This is a genomic window from Agrobacterium sp. GD03872, from assembly GCF_029840625.1.
In the GTDB taxonomy this organism is placed as follows: Bacteria; Pseudomonadota; Alphaproteobacteria; order Rhizobiales; family Rhizobiaceae; genus Agrobacterium; species Agrobacterium fabrum_A.
Map to the genome: position 1 here is coordinate 539,126 of NZ_JAOCCY010000003.1, position 16,242 is coordinate 555,367.

The 16,242-nt window shown below is 60.8% G+C and carries 13 protein-coding genes; 1 reads left to right on the forward strand and 12 read right to left on the reverse strand.

Going from position 1 to position 16,242, the window contains the following annotated elements:
- Nucleotides 1-15: 15 nt before the first annotated feature.
- From ftsA to N5D22_RS10345, 3 genes are read right to left on the reverse strand one after another with little or no spacing between them, the layout of a single operon-like run.
- On the reverse strand, nt 16-1,347 hold the full coding sequence (gene ftsA / locus N5D22_RS10335) for a cell division protein FtsA (protein ID WP_279656281.1): 1,332 nt from the start codon (nt 1,345-1,347) through the stop codon (nt 16-18).
- Nucleotides 1,344-2,267 carry a cell division protein FtsQ/DivIB gene (locus N5D22_RS10340; RefSeq protein ID WP_279656420.1) on the reverse strand — a complete coding sequence of 308 codons (924 nt, stop codon included), beginning with the start codon at nt 2,265-2,267 and terminating at the stop codon, nt 1,344-1,346. Before N5D22_RS10340 ends, ftsA begins: the two co-directional genes overlap by 4 nt.
- Nucleotides 2,264-3,190 (reverse strand): D-alanine--D-alanine ligase, encoded by a 927-nt coding sequence (locus N5D22_RS10345; protein WP_279656421.1) that lies wholly within the window; start codon nt 3,188-3,190, stop codon nt 2,264-2,266. Before N5D22_RS10345 ends, N5D22_RS10340 begins: the two co-directional genes overlap by 4 nt.
- 547 nt (nt 3,191-3,737) lie before the next feature.
- On the opposite strand from N5D22_RS10345, the gene N5D22_RS10350 reads away from it, so the two are divergent.
- A complete protein-coding gene (locus N5D22_RS10350) occupies nt 3,738-5,042 on the forward strand; it encodes an MFS transporter (protein ID WP_279656282.1) in 1,305 nt (434 codons plus the stop codon).
- Nucleotides 5,043-5,116: 74 nt separating this feature from the next.
- Here the strand turns inward: N5D22_RS10350 and N5D22_RS10355 are convergent, their stop codons facing one another.
- From N5D22_RS10355 to N5D22_RS10395, 9 genes are all read right to left on the reverse strand, one after another.
- Nucleotides 5,117-5,926 carry a GGDEF domain-containing protein gene (locus N5D22_RS10355; protein WP_279656283.1) on the reverse strand — a complete coding sequence of 270 codons (810 nt, stop codon included), beginning with the start codon at nt 5,924-5,926 and terminating at the stop codon, nt 5,117-5,119.
- Between the two features lie 191 nt (nt 5,927-6,117).
- A complete protein-coding gene (gene murB / locus N5D22_RS10360; RefSeq protein ID WP_279656284.1) occupies nt 6,118-7,083 on the reverse strand; it encodes a UDP-N-acetylmuramate dehydrogenase in 966 nt (321 codons plus the stop codon).
- A complete protein-coding gene (murC, locus tag N5D22_RS10365; RefSeq protein WP_279656285.1) occupies nt 7,080-8,495 on the reverse strand; it encodes a UDP-N-acetylmuramate--L-alanine ligase in 1,416 nt (471 codons plus the stop codon). The genes murB and murC overlap by 4 nt, the downstream gene beginning before the upstream one ends.
- Nucleotides 8,492-9,628: an undecaprenyldiphospho-muramoylpentapeptide beta-N-acetylglucosaminyltransferase gene (murG, locus tag N5D22_RS10370; RefSeq protein WP_279656286.1), complete on the reverse strand. Its 1,137-nt coding sequence runs from the start codon at nt 9,626-9,628 to the stop codon at nt 8,492-8,494. Before murG ends, murC begins: the two co-directional genes overlap by 4 nt.
- A gap of 6 nt (nt 9,629-9,634) precedes the next feature.
- Nucleotides 9,635-10,789, reverse strand: a complete 1,155-nt coding sequence (gene ftsW / locus N5D22_RS10375) for a putative lipid II flippase FtsW (protein WP_279656287.1) — start codon at nt 10,787-10,789, stop codon at nt 9,635-9,637.
- A gap of 5 nt (nt 10,790-10,794) precedes the next feature.
- Nucleotides 10,795-12,204, reverse strand: a complete 1,410-nt coding sequence (gene murD, locus N5D22_RS10380; RefSeq protein WP_279656288.1) for a UDP-N-acetylmuramoyl-L-alanine--D-glutamate ligase — start codon at nt 12,202-12,204, stop codon at nt 10,795-10,797.
- Between the two features lie 3 nt (nt 12,205-12,207).
- Entirely contained in the window at nt 12,208-13,308 is a 1,101-nt protein-coding gene (mraY, locus tag N5D22_RS10385; RefSeq protein WP_279656289.1) for a phospho-N-acetylmuramoyl-pentapeptide-transferase, read from the reverse strand.
- A 23-nt stretch (nt 13,309-13,331) separates the two neighbouring features.
- Nucleotides 13,332-14,765 (reverse strand): UDP-N-acetylmuramoylalanyl-D-glutamyl-2,6-diaminopimelate--D-alanyl-D-alanine ligase, encoded by a 1,434-nt coding sequence (locus N5D22_RS10390; RefSeq protein ID WP_279656290.1) that lies wholly within the window; start codon nt 14,763-14,765, stop codon nt 13,332-13,334.
- Nucleotides 14,762-16,231, reverse strand: coding sequence for a UDP-N-acetylmuramoyl-L-alanyl-D-glutamate--2,6-diaminopimelate ligase (locus tag N5D22_RS10395; RefSeq protein ID WP_279656291.1), 1,470 nt, complete (start codon nt 16,229-16,231; stop codon nt 14,762-14,764). Before N5D22_RS10395 ends, N5D22_RS10390 begins: the two co-directional genes overlap by 4 nt.
- Nucleotides 16,232-16,242: the final 11 nt, after the last annotated feature.

Below are 16,242 nucleotides of genomic sequence, written 5' to 3' on the forward strand. Positions count from 1 at the left end.
ACGCCACGAGGCCACTCAAAAACTCTCTTTCAGCCATTGCCCCACCCGGGCTATCCGGCCGCTACCCGTACCAAACGGCGAGAACATTCCGCCTTGCGCCGCATGAATTTCGATGTCCGCCACCTGCGGATAGATCATCAGTCCGCAGGCGGTTGAAAATGCCGGTCCCTTCGCCGCGACCGGAAGACCGGCCACACCCATGGGGCGGCCGATGCGAACGTTGCGGGCGAGAATGCGCCGTGCCGTTTCCGGCAGCCCCGTCAGCTGGCTTGCGCCGCCGGTCAGGACAACGCGCTTGCCGACGATGGGACTGAAGCCGGACTTCTGGATACGATCACGGATCAATTCCAGCGTCTCTTCGATACGCGCCCGCACGATGCGGGTTACAAGTGCTCTTGAAACTTGCGATGGTTGATCGCGATCATCTTCGCCAATCGGCGGGATCGAAATCATGTCGCGCTCATCCGCGCCATTCAGCAATGCCGAACCATGCACCACCTTCAGTCTCTCCGCATCTTCGATTCGTGTCGAGAGGCCACGTGCAATATCTGTGGTGACGTGATGGCCGCCAAGGCCGATCGCGTCGGTGTGAATGAGCCGACCTTCGGCGAAAACCGAAATCGTCGTGGTGCCGCCGCCCATGTCGATGGCCGCGCAACCGAGTTCGACTTCATCGTCCACCAGCGCCGCCAGACCGCTGGCATAGGGCGTCGCCACCATGCCTTCCACGGAAAGATGCGCGCGGTTGACGCAAAGCTCGAGGTTCTTCAGCGCCGTGCGCTCGACCGTCACGACATGCATGTCGACGCCGAGAAGGTCGCCATACATGGAGAGCGGATCGCGAATGCCGCGCTCGCCATCCAGCGAATAACCCGTTGGCAAAGAATGCAGGATCGCCCGGTCCTGGCGCATGGACTGCTGGCTTGCCGCCACCAGAACCTTGCGCAGGTCGCTTGCTTCCACTTCCTGGCCGCCGAGATCGATGCTCGCGGTATAGATATCGCTCGCCAGCCGTCCGGCCGATACATTGACGATCAGGCTGTCGACGGTAAGGCCCGCCATGCGCTCGGCCGCATCGACCGAAAGACGGATCACGCCTTCCAGCGCGTCGAGATCGGCGATCACGCCGGATTTCACGCCGCGCGAACGCTGATGGCCGATGCCGATGATTTCGACCTTGTGGGTACGGCCGGGCAGGATTTCGCTTTCCTGGCGCGGCGTCAGCCGGCCGATCATGCACACGACCTTGGTCGAGCCGATGTCGAGCACCGAAACGATGTGGCTGCGCTTGGAAGAAAGCGGCTTCAGGCGAGGCAGGCCGAAATGGGAAGAACCGAAAAAGCTCATGTGTTCTTCTCCGCCTTCTTGAGAGCCTTGGTGCGCGCATCGACAGCGGCCTGACGGCGTTCCGTGGCGCCCTCGGTCAGCTGGATCGTGGTGCGGTCAGCAAGCCGGAGATCGACGGCGGCGACATCGCGCGACAGCACCTTTTCCTCGAGATCGAGCCGCGCCAGCAATTGCAGCGCCTGCGGCAGGTTTTCTTCCGGCAGCTTGACGACGATGCCATTGTCGAGATGCAGATCCCAGCGACGGCCGGCGATGCGCACATAGGCGCGGACACGGCTGCGGATTTCCGGCCAGTCGGCCAGCTGCTCGACAAAACCGGCGGCACCCGTTTCGGCGTCGCGGCCAACGAAGAGCGGCAGTGAGGCGAATTTATTGTCCCGCAGCGGTGCTATCACGCTGCCGCTTTTTTCGATCAGCGACAGTTCCGTCCCATGTTGCCAGATGCCGAAGGCCTGGCGCTCCTTCAGGCGAACTTCCACGGTCTTCGGGTACACTTTGCGGATATCGACATCTTCCACCCAGGGAAGCTGCACCAGCTTGCGGCGGGCCGCATCGATATCGAGCGCGATCAGCGAGGTGCTGCCATCGAGGCCGAGAAGCTGGAACACTTCAATTTCCGAGGTCTGCAGATTGCCGGAGACCTTCACGTCCTCGACCGCAAAGCCCGCAGCCGATGTCGTGGTCTGGGTGACGATATTGGTGTGCCCGCCAAGCGACATGCCGTAAAGCCCGGTCACCGCGTAAAAGGCGACGGCCGAAATCGTGCCGGTATGGGCGGGAATATGAATGCGTCCGGTCGCAAGGCTGACGCAGAAGCGCACGACGCGACGCATCGGACGCGGCAACACCCTGCGATCGTCGGCATTGGCCGCCGCCGCATATTGCTCGCGCTTTTTTGCCGTCGACTTTTTGCCGATCACCGCAAACACGAAGCGTCCTCCACCATCCAGCTGACAAGGTTACCAAAGGAGCGGCCAGCATGGGCCGCCATTTCCGGCACCAGGGAGGTCGGCGTCATGCCCGGCTGCGTATTCACTTCAAGCCAGATAACTTCGCCATCTTCTGAGAAACGGTCGTCGTAGCGAAAGTCTGAACGGCTTACGCCACGGCACCCGATCGCCCGATGCGCCATAACCGCCAGTGTTTGAATTTTTTGGTAAATTTTCGGTGAAATTTCTGCGGGAATGACATGTTTCGAGCCACCGGCCGCATATTTAGCGTCATAATCATAGAAATTGTGACCGAGCGGCACCACTTCCGTGACACCAAGCGCCTCGCCGTCGAGCACACCGCAGGTCAGTTCGCGGCCGTGAATATAGCGTTCGACCATGACCTGATCGCCGTAACGCCATTCCGACGAGGTGAGGATTTGCGGCGGATGCGACTGGTCTTCCTTGACGATGACAACGCCGAAGCTCGAACCTTCACGCACCGGCTTCACCACATAGGGCGGCGAGAGCGGATGTTCGCTGGTGAAATCGAAACGGTTCATGACGCGCTCGGCGGCAACGGGGATACCGGCCGCGGCGGCAACCTTCTTGGCCTGCGCCTTGTCCATGGCGAGTGCCGAAGCGAGCACGCCGGAATGCGTATAGGGAATGGCCAGATATTCGAGAATGCCCTGAATGGTGCCGTCTTCACCGAAGGGACCGTGCAGCGCATTAAAGGCAACATCCGGGCGCAGCTCATCGAGTACGGCGGCGATATCGCGCCCCACATCGACCCGGGTGACCTTGTAGCCCTCGCCCTCAAGCGCAAGCGCGCAGGCATTGCCCGACGACAGGCTGACCGGCCGCTCCGACGAAAATCCACCCAAAAGAACAGCTACATGCTTGCCGCCCATCGAACCCTCTGACACCAACTCTCCGTTACGGACCAGACCCGAACCGAACCGACCGAATTTGAAGAACGGTGATTCTGGCACATGACCCTTGAGATCAGTTAAACGCCATTAAGGTTAATGAATCGTTTACTTTCGTTAACCGCCGCGTCCAACGTGCCGAGTTCCGTTAAAGAATCAGCACCGATCCGGATTCCCTCCTTGGAATCAGAGAGTTGCATGGATTGCAACATGCAGGTTTTCAATGATCGGAAATAAAACGGCGCGCGTGCGTCCACCGCCCTGCGACAAAGGCAAGGTCGAAACGTTAACAGACGGGATTATTCCCCAGAGAAAATAATCTGGCGTTTCAGCGTTTTAAAACCACAGCCTGAATCAGTCTCTCAATCGCTAAACCATGACAGGCGGTCCGCCGCGAGGCGGTCATGTTCAACAATCACATTATTTGCATTATTTCTTTTTTAGCATTCCATAGGAACAAAAATTGCGTTAACGCAGTCTTCGCCTCCCAAGGCATGACATTGCAATCATCCACAATGGAACCAATACCATGACCGACGCGATATCTCCGGTATCGCCGACCGCTGACAATTCGAACGCTGTAAAGACAAATTCGCCTGCACGAGTTCTCACTGCCAGCCTGGTCGGCACGACCATCGAGTTTTTCGATTTCTACGTTTACGCCACGGCCGCAGTGCTCGTGTTCCCCACTTTGTTCTTCCCGAACAATGACCCGATGACGGCGCTTCTGGCGTCCTTCGCCACCTTCTCCATCGCCTTTTTCGCCCGCCCGCTGGGCGCTGTGGTCTTCGGCCACTATGGTGACCGCGTCGGCCGCAAGACCACCCTTGTCGCAGCACTCCTGACCATGGGTGTCTCGACGGTCGTCATCGGCCTTCTGCCATCCTATGAGACGGCGGGCGTTCTTGCCCCGCTGCTTTTGGCAATTTGCCGCTTCGGTCAGGGCTTTGGCCTTGGCGGAGAATGGGGTGGTGCCGTGCTCCTCGCCACCGAAAATGCACCTCCCGGCAAACGCAGCTGGTACGGCATGTTCCCACAGCTCGGCGCACCCGTCGGCCTGTTCCTTTCGTCCGGCGTGTTCTGGATTCTCCTGCACTTCATGTCGCAGGAATCGCTGCTCAGCTGGGGCTGGCGCATTCCCTTCGTCGCTTCGATCATCCTGATCGCGGTCGGCATGTGGGTTCGCCTGTCGATCACCGAAACGCCCGACTTCCAGAAGGCAATCGAAAAAGAAGAACGTGTGGCCGTGCCGGTCGCGGAACTGTTCCGCAACCACAAGCGCAGCCTCGTGCTCGGCACCTTCGTGGCGCTGGCCACCTTCGTGCTGTTCTACATCGGCACCGCCTATCTGCTGTCCTACAACGTCAAGGTTCTGAAAATCCCGTTCCTCGACGCGCTGGAAGTGCAGATCCTCGGCTCCATCGTTTTCGGCATCTTCATTCCGATCGCCGGCAAGCTTGCCGAGAGATTCGGCCGTCGTGAAATCCTGATCCTGACGACAGTGCTGATCGGCCTGTTCTCCTTCCTGCTGCCCGGCCTGATGACCGGTAGCGAAGGGTCGATCTTCGTCTTCGCGGCTCTGGCCATGATGCTGATGGGCATGACCTACGGCCTGATCGGCACGGCGCTTGCCGCGCCCTTCCCGACCCGCGTGCGTTACACCGGCTCGTCCATCACCTTCAACATGGCTGGCATCTTCGGCGCATCGCTGGCGCCTTACATCGCCACATGGCTGCAGGTGAATTACGGCATGGGTTATGTCGGTTATTACCTCTGCGTATCCGCGCTCATCACGCTGGCCTGCATTCTTCTGTCCCGCAAGGACGAAGTCTGAGCACCGTGAAATCCTGACAGCAAAGAGCCCGCGAAACCTTCGTTTCGCGGGCTCTTCCGTGTTTGCTTTCACGCTTACGCCACGGCCTGACGCCGCTCCACATGGCCGGTCGTGCAGACGCGATTGCGTCCCTCCCCCTTGGCCCGGTAGAGCGCCAGATCGGCATTGTGCATAACCTTGTCAAAGATTTCCGCATCGCCGCGGAAGGCCACGCCAATCGAAATCGTCACGCCGATCCGCAGGCCCTGATGCTCCACCGGTGCCGCCTCGATCGCCGCACGAACCCTCTCGCACATCTGCAGAAAGGAGAGCGGACTGGTCTCCTGTACCACGACAAATTCCTCGCCGCCCAGACGGGCGACATGGGCCGGCGGATCGAAATGGTCCCTTATCCGGCGCGCAACGCTCGCGATGACGAGATCGCCGACGAGATGGCTATACCTGTCGTTCACCGACTTGAAATGATCGATATCGAGAAAGGCGACACAATATTCCGCGCCGAGATTGGCGCATGCCGCATAAAGCCCAAGCCGGTTGCTCAAACCGGTCAGCGCGTCCGTATGGCTCAGATGCAGGAACCGTTCATGGGATTGCACGAGAGTTTGTACTTCCCTGGCATTCAGCCAGCAGACCAGCAACGTCACCACAAACGCCACGGCCGCACCAAGCGTCCCGCTCAACACGATCCCGTTGACGAGATCTGTCACCAGCCCGAACTGCGCCAGCAGCACAAGGCCGGACGTACACATCGCGATGACGATGACTGTCACAAGGCAGGCGACACGAATGGAAAAATCGAGCGGTTCAAGCCGCCGGCGCCCCTCCGCCGTTGCGACCGAAAAACTGATCATTTCGATCGGTTTTTTCCAAAGACCCAACATCATGTTCAAAAGTGCCTAAATCACGTAATGTCGCCGGCATTCTCTTATAAAATTACTTTGAATATTGAGGGGGCGAGACCCGCTGGACCTCGCCCGCTCACGCATTTCCCATAATATGGGCAAAAATCATTGATCGATCGTTACGATGTATGCTCGTATCAATCCTGCCATCGCAAATTACGGTTGAGCACCGCTCACGCCCCGAGGAAGGGTTCCACTTCCCGTCCAGGCATGAAAAGCCCGAGCCGCTTGATTTCCCATTCCAGCCGGATGCCCGACTTCTCGAACACCCGCTTGCGGATGGTCTCACCAAGATATTCCAGATCGTAACCGGTCGCATGGCCGGTATTGATCATGAAATTGCAGTGCAGCGATGACATCTGCGCGCCGCCGATGACAAGACCACGACCGCCCGCCTCGTCGATCAGTTCCCAGGCGGAATGCCCCTCGGGATTCTTGAAGGTCGAGCCGCCGGTCTGTTCGCGGACCGGCTGTACGGTTTCGCGGTGGTGGCGCACGGCATCCATATCGGCGCGGATTTTCGCCTTGTCTTCCGGATAACCTTCGAACAATGCGCCCGTGAAGATCAGGCCCGCATCGGCGCCGGAATGGCGGTAGCTGTAGCCCATATCGGCATTGGAGAGCACATGCTGCTTGCCCTGACGGTCCACCGCATAGACTTCCACCACACGCTCGCGCGTCTCGCCGCCGTTGGCGCCCGCATTCATGCGCAGCGCGCCGCCAATGGAGCCGGGAATGCCATAATAGAAATGGAAACCGCCAATGCCATTATCCATGGCCATGGCCGCAATATGTTTGTCCGGGCAGATCGCGCCGGCCTTGATGCGGTTTTCACCCGCAAGTTCCACCTGACCGAAACCCTTTGCCGACAGGCGGACGACAACGCCCGGAATGCCGCCATCGCGCACCAGAAGATTGGAGCCGACGCCGACCACGGTCAGCGGCACGTCTTCCGGCAGGATTTTCAGGAAGGCAATCAGATCGTCGACATCATGCGGCTGGAACATCACCTCCGCAAGACCGCCGGCCCTGAACCACGTCACGCGGTCCATGGGCGCATCCGGCGTCAGCCGTCCCCTCAGTTCATTGACCCCGTCGCCGAGCCTCCCCAGCAATTTAACCCCATCGACCTGTCTCATTCAGACTTTCCTGATATGCTCTTCAATTCCGAAGGCAGCACCGCTGCCCATTGCGTGATATTCCCAGCCCCCAAGAGAACCACGAAATCACCCGGATTCGCAATGGCTGCAACCTGCGACGCAAGGTCTTCCCGCTTTTCGAGAAAACGGGCGTCGCGGTGGCCGGCGGCCTTGATGGCCGAAACCAGTGCTTCGGAGCTTGCGCCTTCAATGGGATCTTCGCCCGCAGCATAAACCGGAGCAAGAAGAATCGTATCCGCATCGTTGAAACAATGCGCGAAATCGTCAAACAGGCTGGAAAGGCGGCTGTAGCGGTGCGGCTGATGCACGGCGATGATGCGGCCCTTGCAGGCTTCCCGCGCGGCCGCCAGAACGGCCTTGATCTCAACCGGATGGTGGCCGTAATCGTCGAACACCTGCACGCCATTGGCTTCGCCCGTCAGCGTGAAACGCCGCTTGACGCCGCCGAAGGAGGCAAGGCCCTTCTTTATGTCGGCTTCCGAAATGCCGAGACGGTTGGCAACGGCAATCGCCGCCGTCGCGTTAGAGACGTTATGGCGGCCGGGCATCGGCAGGACGAGGTCCTTGAACGAGAATATCTTGCCGGTGCGGCGACGGCGGATTTCCACGTCGAAGACCGAGCGCGTGCCGTCGATACGCACATTCGAAAACCGCACGTCGGCCTGCGGGTTCTCGCCATAGGTGATGACCTTGCGGTCCTCGATCCGGCCGACCAGCGCCTGCACTTCCGGATGATCGAGGCACATGACGCCGAAACCATAGAACGGCACGTTCTCGACGAACTGCCGGAATGCAGCCCGCACGGCGTCGAAATTGCCGTAATGGTCGAGATGCTCCGGATCGATATTGGTGATGACGGCCACATCGGCCGGCAGCTTGAGGAAAGTGCCGTCGGATTCGTCGGCTTCCACCACCATCCACTCGCCCTCGCCCATGCGGGCGTTGGTGCCGTAAGCATTGATGATGCCGCCATTGATGACGGTCGGGTCGAGATTGCCGGCTTCCAGAAGCGTTGCGACCATGGAGGTGGTCGTGGTCTTGCCATGGGTGCCGCCGATGGCGATGGCGTTACGGAAGCGCATCAGCTCGGCCAGCATTTCGGCCCGGCGAACGATCGGCAGGTGCTTTTCACGCGCGGCGATGAGCTCCGGATTGTTCTTCTTGATGGCGGTCGAAACGACCACGACCTCGGCATCGCCGATATTATCCGCCGTATGACCGACGAAGACCTCGATGCCCTTGTCGCGCAGACGCTGCACATTGGCGCTGTCGGCCTGATCCGACCCCTGAACGCGGTGGCCGAGATTGTGAAGCACTTCGGCAATGCCGCTCATGCCGATCCCGCCTATGCCGATGAAATGCACAAGGCCTATGGCTTTCGGCATCTTCATGCCCCAACTCCTTCATTCTTCTTCTTGAATTCCTGTACGGACTGGCCGGAGGCAATCGCCTCGACCAGATCGGCCAGCACATCCGCCGCATGCGGTTTGCCCGTCGCCTTTGCCGCCGCCGCCGTCGCGCTCAAACGGTCAGGCTCGGAAAGCGCCGACGACAAAAGGCCGGAGAGCTTCTGCGGCGACAGTTCCGCCTGCTTGATGACGCTTGCCCCGCCCGCCGCCGAAAGCGCTGCCGCATTGGCGGCCTGATCGTGATCGAGCGCATGCGGATAAGGCACGAGGATCGACGGACGGCCGATCACCGAAAGCTCCGATACCGTCGAAGCGCCCGAACGGCTGATGACCAGATCGGCCTCGCCGATACGTGACGCCATGTCACCGAAGAAGGGCGAGATATCCGCCTTGACGCCGAGCTTCTGATAGGAGGCGATCACGCTGTCCTTGTCTTCCGGCCGCGCCTGCTGGGTGACGACGATGCGCTTGCGCTGCTCGTCCTTCAGCAGGCAGATCGCTGCGGGCACCGCACTCGAAAAGAACTGCGCCCCCTGGCTTCCGCCGAAGACGACAAGCTGGAATGCCTCACCCGTCTGCGACGGCGTATAGGGTATCTCCGACGCCGCCAGCACCGCCGGGCGTACGGGATTTCCGGTCGCCACCGTCTTGTCGGAATATTGGCCGTTGGCAGGCGGCAGGAACCCGCCGGCGATTGCCTTCACTCGGGCCGCCAGCGCCTTGTTGGCGCGGCCCATCACCGCATTCTGCTCGTGAATGATGGAGGGAACGCCGAGCCCGGTGGAAGCCAGAAGCGGCGGCACGGTGGGATAACCGCCGAAACCGACAACTGCGACCGGCTTCAGCTTCGCCACCAGCCGGCGCGCCGCGCGCAGACCAACCCATAGCTTCCACAGCGAACGCGCCACGGAAATGGGGTTTTTCGAGCCGATGGTGGCGGAAGGCACCACATGAATTTCGTCCGCCGGGAACTTGCCGGCATAACGCTCGGCGCGGCTGTCGGTAACGAGATGCACCTGATAACCGCGCGCTTTCAGCGTATGCGCCAGCGCTTCTGCCGGAAACACATGGCCGCCGGTTCCCCCGGCGGCAAGAAGAACAATACCCTTGCTCATGATCGTTTACTCCGCGGGAACGCCGGAACCGACGCGGAAGAAACTCCGCTCCTGCGCCCGCTTTTCGGGTCTGTGGCGTGTCAGCGCCAGAAGGAAGCCGGCGGTCACGCAGATCGCCATCATCGACGAACCGCCATAGGAAATCAGCGGCAGCGTCATGCCCTTGGCGGGCATCAGTTCCAGATTGACGCCGATATTGATCATCGACTGCATGCCGATCTGCAGCACAAGGCCGGCCACGGCGAAGCGGCAGAAATCATCCTTTTCCTTGAAGGCGTGCGAGAGGCCGCGCAGCACGATGAAGGCGAAGATCGCAACGAGGAACATGCAGAAGACGATGCCGAATTCTTCCGCCGCTACCGAGAAGATGAAGTCGGTATGGCTGTCGGGGATGATGCGCTTGACGATGCCCTCGCCCGGTCCGCGCCCGAACCAGTCGCCGCGAATGATCGCCTCACGCGCCGTGTCCACCTGGAAGGTGTCGCCCTCGCCCGTCCAGAAACGGTCGATACGGCCGGCCACGTGCGGCAGAAGCAGATAGGCGGAAATAATACCACCGAGGCCGACGCCGCCAAGCATGATGATCCAGAACCACGGCACGCCGGCCATGAAGAACATGCCGCCCCAGACCACTGACGTCAGGATGGTCTGACCCACGTCCGGCTGGGCGATCAGGAGTGCGGCCACGATGCCGAAGGTGATGATGGCGAAGAGATTGCCCGGAATTTCAGGATGACGCGCCCGCTCGGCGAAAAGCCAGGCGCAGACGATGACGAAAGCCGGCTTCATGAACTCCGAGGGCTGGATCGAGAAGGTGCCGATGGAAATCCAGCGCCGCGCGCCCTTGACCTCCATGCCGAAGAACAGCGCGAAGATCATCATCAGCAACGAAACGATCAGCATGATGACCGCCACACGGCGCACCTGGCGCGGCGACAGGAAGGAAAGACCGACCATGATCGCCAGCGACGGCACGATGAACATTGCCTGGCGCTCGACGAAGAAGAAGCTGTTAAGACCGATGCGTTCGGCAACTGCGGGCGACGCTGCGAAGGACAGCATCAAACCGATGCCCATCAGCGCAACGAACGCCGCCAGAAAGAAACGGTCAATGGTCCAGAACCACTCCGCGACCGGACCGCGATCAACTCGGCTTACCATGGCCTTCAGCCCCCTTTTCCAGAGTCAACCAGCATCGTCATGCCATCGAGCGCCGCGACCTGCGCGACGAACGAATCACCTCTGATCTCAAAGTTCTTATATTGATCGAAGCTTGCGCAAGCCGGGGACAACATCACGATATTGCCGGCCGTCGCATCTTTTTCCGCATCCGCCGCCGCATGTTGCACGGCCTTGTCCAGCGTGCCGGATATTTCGTAAGGCACGGCCTCGCCCAGCGTCGCGGCAAATTCGGCCGCCGCCTCGCCGATCAGATAGGCTTTGGCGATACGTGGAAACAGCGGCGAAAGACTGGTGATGCCGCCCGCTTTCGGCAGGCCGCCGGCAATCCAGTAGATACGGTCGAAACTCGAAAGCGCAGGCGCGGCAGCATCGGCATTGGTGGCCTTGCTGTCGTTGACGAAGGTGACATTGCCACGTCGGCCGACCGGCTGCATACGGTGCTTGAGGCCGGGAAAAGACTTCAGGCCTGCGCGAACTTCCTCTTCGGAAACCCCAACCGCAAGGCAGGCGGCGATTGCCGCCGCAGCATTCTGCGCATTGTGGCTGCCGCGCAGGGTCTGGATACCGTCGAGATCGGTGAGCAGCGAAGAAGTGCCGCCATGCGCACGGAAAATGCGGCTGCCTTCGGCATAAAGACCTTCGGAAACGACATTGCGCTTGGAAATGCGCTCGACCTTGACACCGGCGCGCTCGATGCGGTCGGCAATCAACGTCGAATAGCTGTCATCGACGCCGACGATTGCCGTGCCACTGCCGGCAACAAGCCGTTCCTTGATGTCGGCATAATGCTGCATGGTGCCGTGACGGTCGAGATGGTCGGGCGTCAGATTGAGCAGAATGCCGGCAGTCGGATTGATCGTCGGCGCCAGATCGATCTGGTAGGACGAGCATTCGACAACGTAGAAACGCTGCGCCTTCGGCGGATCGAGGCTCAATACCGCCGTGCCGATATTGCCGCCGAGCTGCGTATCGCGGCCAGACGCCTTGAGGATATGGGCGATCAGCGCCGTCGTCGTCGATTTGCCGTTGGTGCCGGTAATGGCGATGAAAGGGCAATCCGGCGCGTGCGCACGGCGCTCGCGGATGAAAAGCTCGATATCGCCGATGATCTCGACGCCCGCAGCTTTCGCAAGGTCGACCGACCAATGCGGTTTCGGATGCGTCAGCGGCACGCCGGGCGCCAGAACGAAGGAAGAGAAGCTCGGCCAGTCAATCGTCCGAAGATCCGCCGTCTTGATGCCTTCGGCCTCGGCCTTCGCGACACTGTCGGGATTGTCGTCGAAGGCGACAACCTCCGCCCCGCCGGCGACCAGCGCGCGGGCCGTGACGAGACCCGAACCGCCAAGCCCGAAAAGCGCGACCTTCTTACCTCTAAACGACGTGACCGGGATCATCGCTCACCTCAGCTTCAGGGTGGCGAGGCCAAGCAACGCGAGACCCACGGAAATGATCCAGAAACGGATCACCACCTGGCTTTCCGTCCAGCCCTTTTTCTCGAAATGGTGATGGATCGGCGCCATCAGGAACACACGCCTGCCGGTGCGCTTGAACCAGAAGACCTGGATGATGACCGACAGGGTTTCCATGACGAAAAGACCGCCGACGATGACCATGACGATCTCGTGCTTGGTGGCGACAGCGATGGAGCCGATCAGGCCGCCAAGCGCCAGCGACCCCGTATCGCCCATGAAGATGGCGGCGGGCGGCGCGTTGAACCACAGGAAGCCGAGGCCCGCGCCGATGACCGCACCGACGATGACGGCGAGTTCACCCGTGCCGGGCACGAAGTTGATCTGCAGATAATTGGCGAAAACCGCGTTGCCGGCGAGATAGGCGATCACGCCAAAGGTGGCGGCCGCGATCATCACAGGCACGATGGCGAGCCCGTCGAGGCCATCCGTCAGGTTCACCGCATTGCCAGCGCCGACGATGACGAAAGCACCGAACAGCACGAAGAAGTAGCTCAGATTGATCACGAATTCCTTGAAGAAGGGAAAGGCGATGGAGCTGCCGAGCGTGCCGCCATGCGGCGCGGAAGCCAGCGCCATCTTCATCATGAAAAACACGGCAATCGCCGCAATCAGGAATTCGATGCCGAGACGGGCCTTGCCGGAAAAGCCCTTGTCGCTCTGTTTGGTGACCTTGAGATAATCGTCGTAAAAGCCGATGGCCCCGAAACCGAGCGTCACCATCAAGACGGCAACGACATAGACATTCGACAGATCGCCCCAGAGCAGCGAACCGCCGAGAATACCGGCAAGGATCATCAGCCCGCCCATGGTCGGCGTGCCGGCCTTCTTGAAATGGGTCTGCGGCCCGTCGGCGCGGATCGGCTGGCCCTTGCCCTGGCGCACGCGCAGCGAATTGATGATGGCCGGCCCGAACAGGAAGACGATCAACGCAGAGGTGAACATCGCGGCACCCGCCCGGAAGGTGATGTACCGGAAGAGATTGAAGAGTTGAATTTTATCCGACAGTTCGACGAGCCAGATCAGCATAATTGCCCTTTCAAAAGGCTATTTCAGACTTGGCGTTCCGTCTCGGGGAATGCCGGATACTTGTCAAGCAGGGCGGCGACAATCTTGCCGAAACCGAGGCCAAGTGACGATTTTATCATCAGCGCGTCTCCCGGTTGCACCCATTGCAGGGCGAAATCGGTCAGTTCCGCCGTCGTCGGGAACCAGATCACAGTGACGCTGTCGGGAAGCGCATCGCGTAGAGCGGCCATCGCCTCTCCCGCCAGCCAGACATGTTCGATACCCGCCGCGAGCAGCGGCCCGGCCAGTTCCTCGTGCAGCTGCGCTGAGAACTCGCCCATTTCGAGCATGTCGCCCAGAACAGCAACACGACGGCCATGGCCCTGCGTCGGCGTTTCCGCCAGCACGGCAATCGCCGCGCGCATGGAGGCCGGGTTGGCATTGTAGCTTTCATCGATCAGCAGGAAGGTGCCGTCATTGATCGTCAGACGATGGCGCTGGCCACGCCCTTTTACCGCCTCAAGCGTTCCCAGCGCCTCGAAGGCGCGGTCAAGATTGGCGCCGGTCACGGCAACCGCGCCGAGAACAGCCATGGCGTTATCGGCAATATGCCGGCCGGGAATATTGATATGCAGCTCGCTCGTCTCGCCGTTCAGGATCGCCCAGATCGTCGAGCCCGTTGTCGTGCTCTCGAAATCCGCGAGGCGGAAATCGGCCTTGGCGTGCTGCCCGAAGGTAAGGATGTGTTCGATACCCTCATCCTGCGCCGCTTCTTCAAGCTGTTCGAACTGGGCATTGTCGCGGTTGAGGATGACCGAGCCGCCCTCCTCCACACCCTCGAAAATCTCCGCCTTGGCGGCGGCGATCTCTTCGATGTTCTTGAAGTTGCCGAGATGGGCAGGTGCGATGGTCGTGATGATCGCCACATGCGGGCGCACCATCTTGACCAGCGGCCGGATTTCGCCGGAATGGTTCATGCCGATTTCGAACACGCCGAACTCCGTGTCGGCAGGCATGCGCGCCAGCGTCAGCGGCACACCCCAATGGTTGTTGAAGGAGGCCACCGCCGCATGCACCCGGCCCGACGGGGCAAGCGCCTGCCGCAGCATTTCCTTGGTCGTGGTCTTGCCGACCGAACCGGTCACCGCAATGATGCGCGCCGATGTTCTTTCACGCGCCGCGATAGCGAGCTTGCCGAGTGCGGCAAGCACGTCTTCCACCACGATCATCGGCACGGTCAGGCGGCCGAGCGCCGGCAGCTTGGCCTCGGCAACGACCAGAAGTCCAGCGCCGTTCGCAACCGCGAAGCTGGTGTAATCATGACCGTCCACCCGGTCGCCCTTGATCGCGAAGAAAGCTTCGCCCGGCTTGACCGTCCGGCTGTCGATGGAAATGCCGGTGATTCCGGTCGGCAGGTTGCCCACCGGGCGTCCTGCCGTGATGGCGATCATGTCGGCGACTGTCCATAACCAGCTCAAATCTTCGATCCTTCCAGCCCTGCCAGTGCAGCGCGCACCTGTTCATGATCGGAAAACGGCAGCGTCACGGAACCGACGATCTGCCCCTCTTCATGCCCCTTGCCCGCAACAATCAGCGTATCGCCATGCGAAAGCATCGACACCGCATGGCGGATCGCTTCAGCCCTGTCGCCGATCTCCAATGCGCCTGGCGCCGCCGCCATGACTTCGGAACGTATCGTCGCGGCATCTTCCGAACGCGGATTGTCGTCGGTGACGATGACGATGTCGGAAAGCCGCGTCGCCACTTCGCCCATGATCGGGCGCTTGCCCTTGTCGCGGTCGCCGCCGCAGCCGAAGACGGTGATGATGCGCCCCGAGGTGAAGGGCCGGACCGAGGTGAGCACATTTTCCAGCGCATCCGGCTTGTGGGCATAATCCACATAGGCAAGCGCGCCGTTCTTCGTCTGGCCCACGAGTTCCAGACGGCCGGCGGCGCCGATCAGCTTTTCGAGCGCCTTCAGCGCCGTTGCCGCGGGAACGCCGGTGGACATGGCAAGACCGGCAGCGACGAGAGCATTCGCAACCTGAAAATCACCCGCCAAGGGTATGTCGACTTCATAAATCTCGCCGTCATGATGCACTTCGATCATCTGCTTGTGACGGAAGTGCTCCACCCGCTTCAGGGCCAGATATTCACCCTTGCGGCCGACGGTGCGCACATCGAGACCGGCTTCGCGCGCCGCCCGGATTGCCTTGTCCGACCATGGATCATCGGCGAAGATCACGGCGGGAGCGCCCTTTTCCATCAGCGTATCGAAGAGCCGCATCTTCGCGGCCATATAGTCTTCCACGGTCGGATGATAATCCATGTGGTCGCGGCCGAGATTAGTGAAACCGGCCGCAGCGAGCTTTACGCCATCGAGACGGCGCTGATCGAGACCATGGCTCGAAGCTTCCATCGCCGCATGCGTCACGCCCTCGGCCGCAAGCTCGGCCAGAAGCGCATGCAGAGTCACCGGATCCGGCGTGGTGAGTGCGCCGTAATCTTCCCGGCCAGGTGCAATCACACCTGTCGTGCCGATCTGTGCCGCGGCATGGCCCGCAAAGGCCCATATCTGCCGTACGAAGGAGGCAACCGAGGTCTTTCCCGCGGTGCCGGTGACGGCGACCATGGTTTCCGGCTGTTTTCCATAAAAGCGGGAAGCGGCAAGGGAGAGATAAAGGCGTGGATCCGTGACCGAAAGCACCGGCACATCGGCGTCCACAGGATGCCCGGAAACAACGGCGACCGCGCCTTTGGCAACCGCGTCCTTCACATAGGCCGCGCCATCCGCCCTGGTGCCCGCAACCGCCACGAACAGGCTGCCGGGCGCAGCCTTGCGGCTGTCTGCGGTGATCCCCCCGATTTCGATCGCCCCGATCTCAGACAGGAGCAATTCATTCAATTCCGGAAACGCATTTCCGGATATATCTCGCAAATTCATCGACTGTGTCC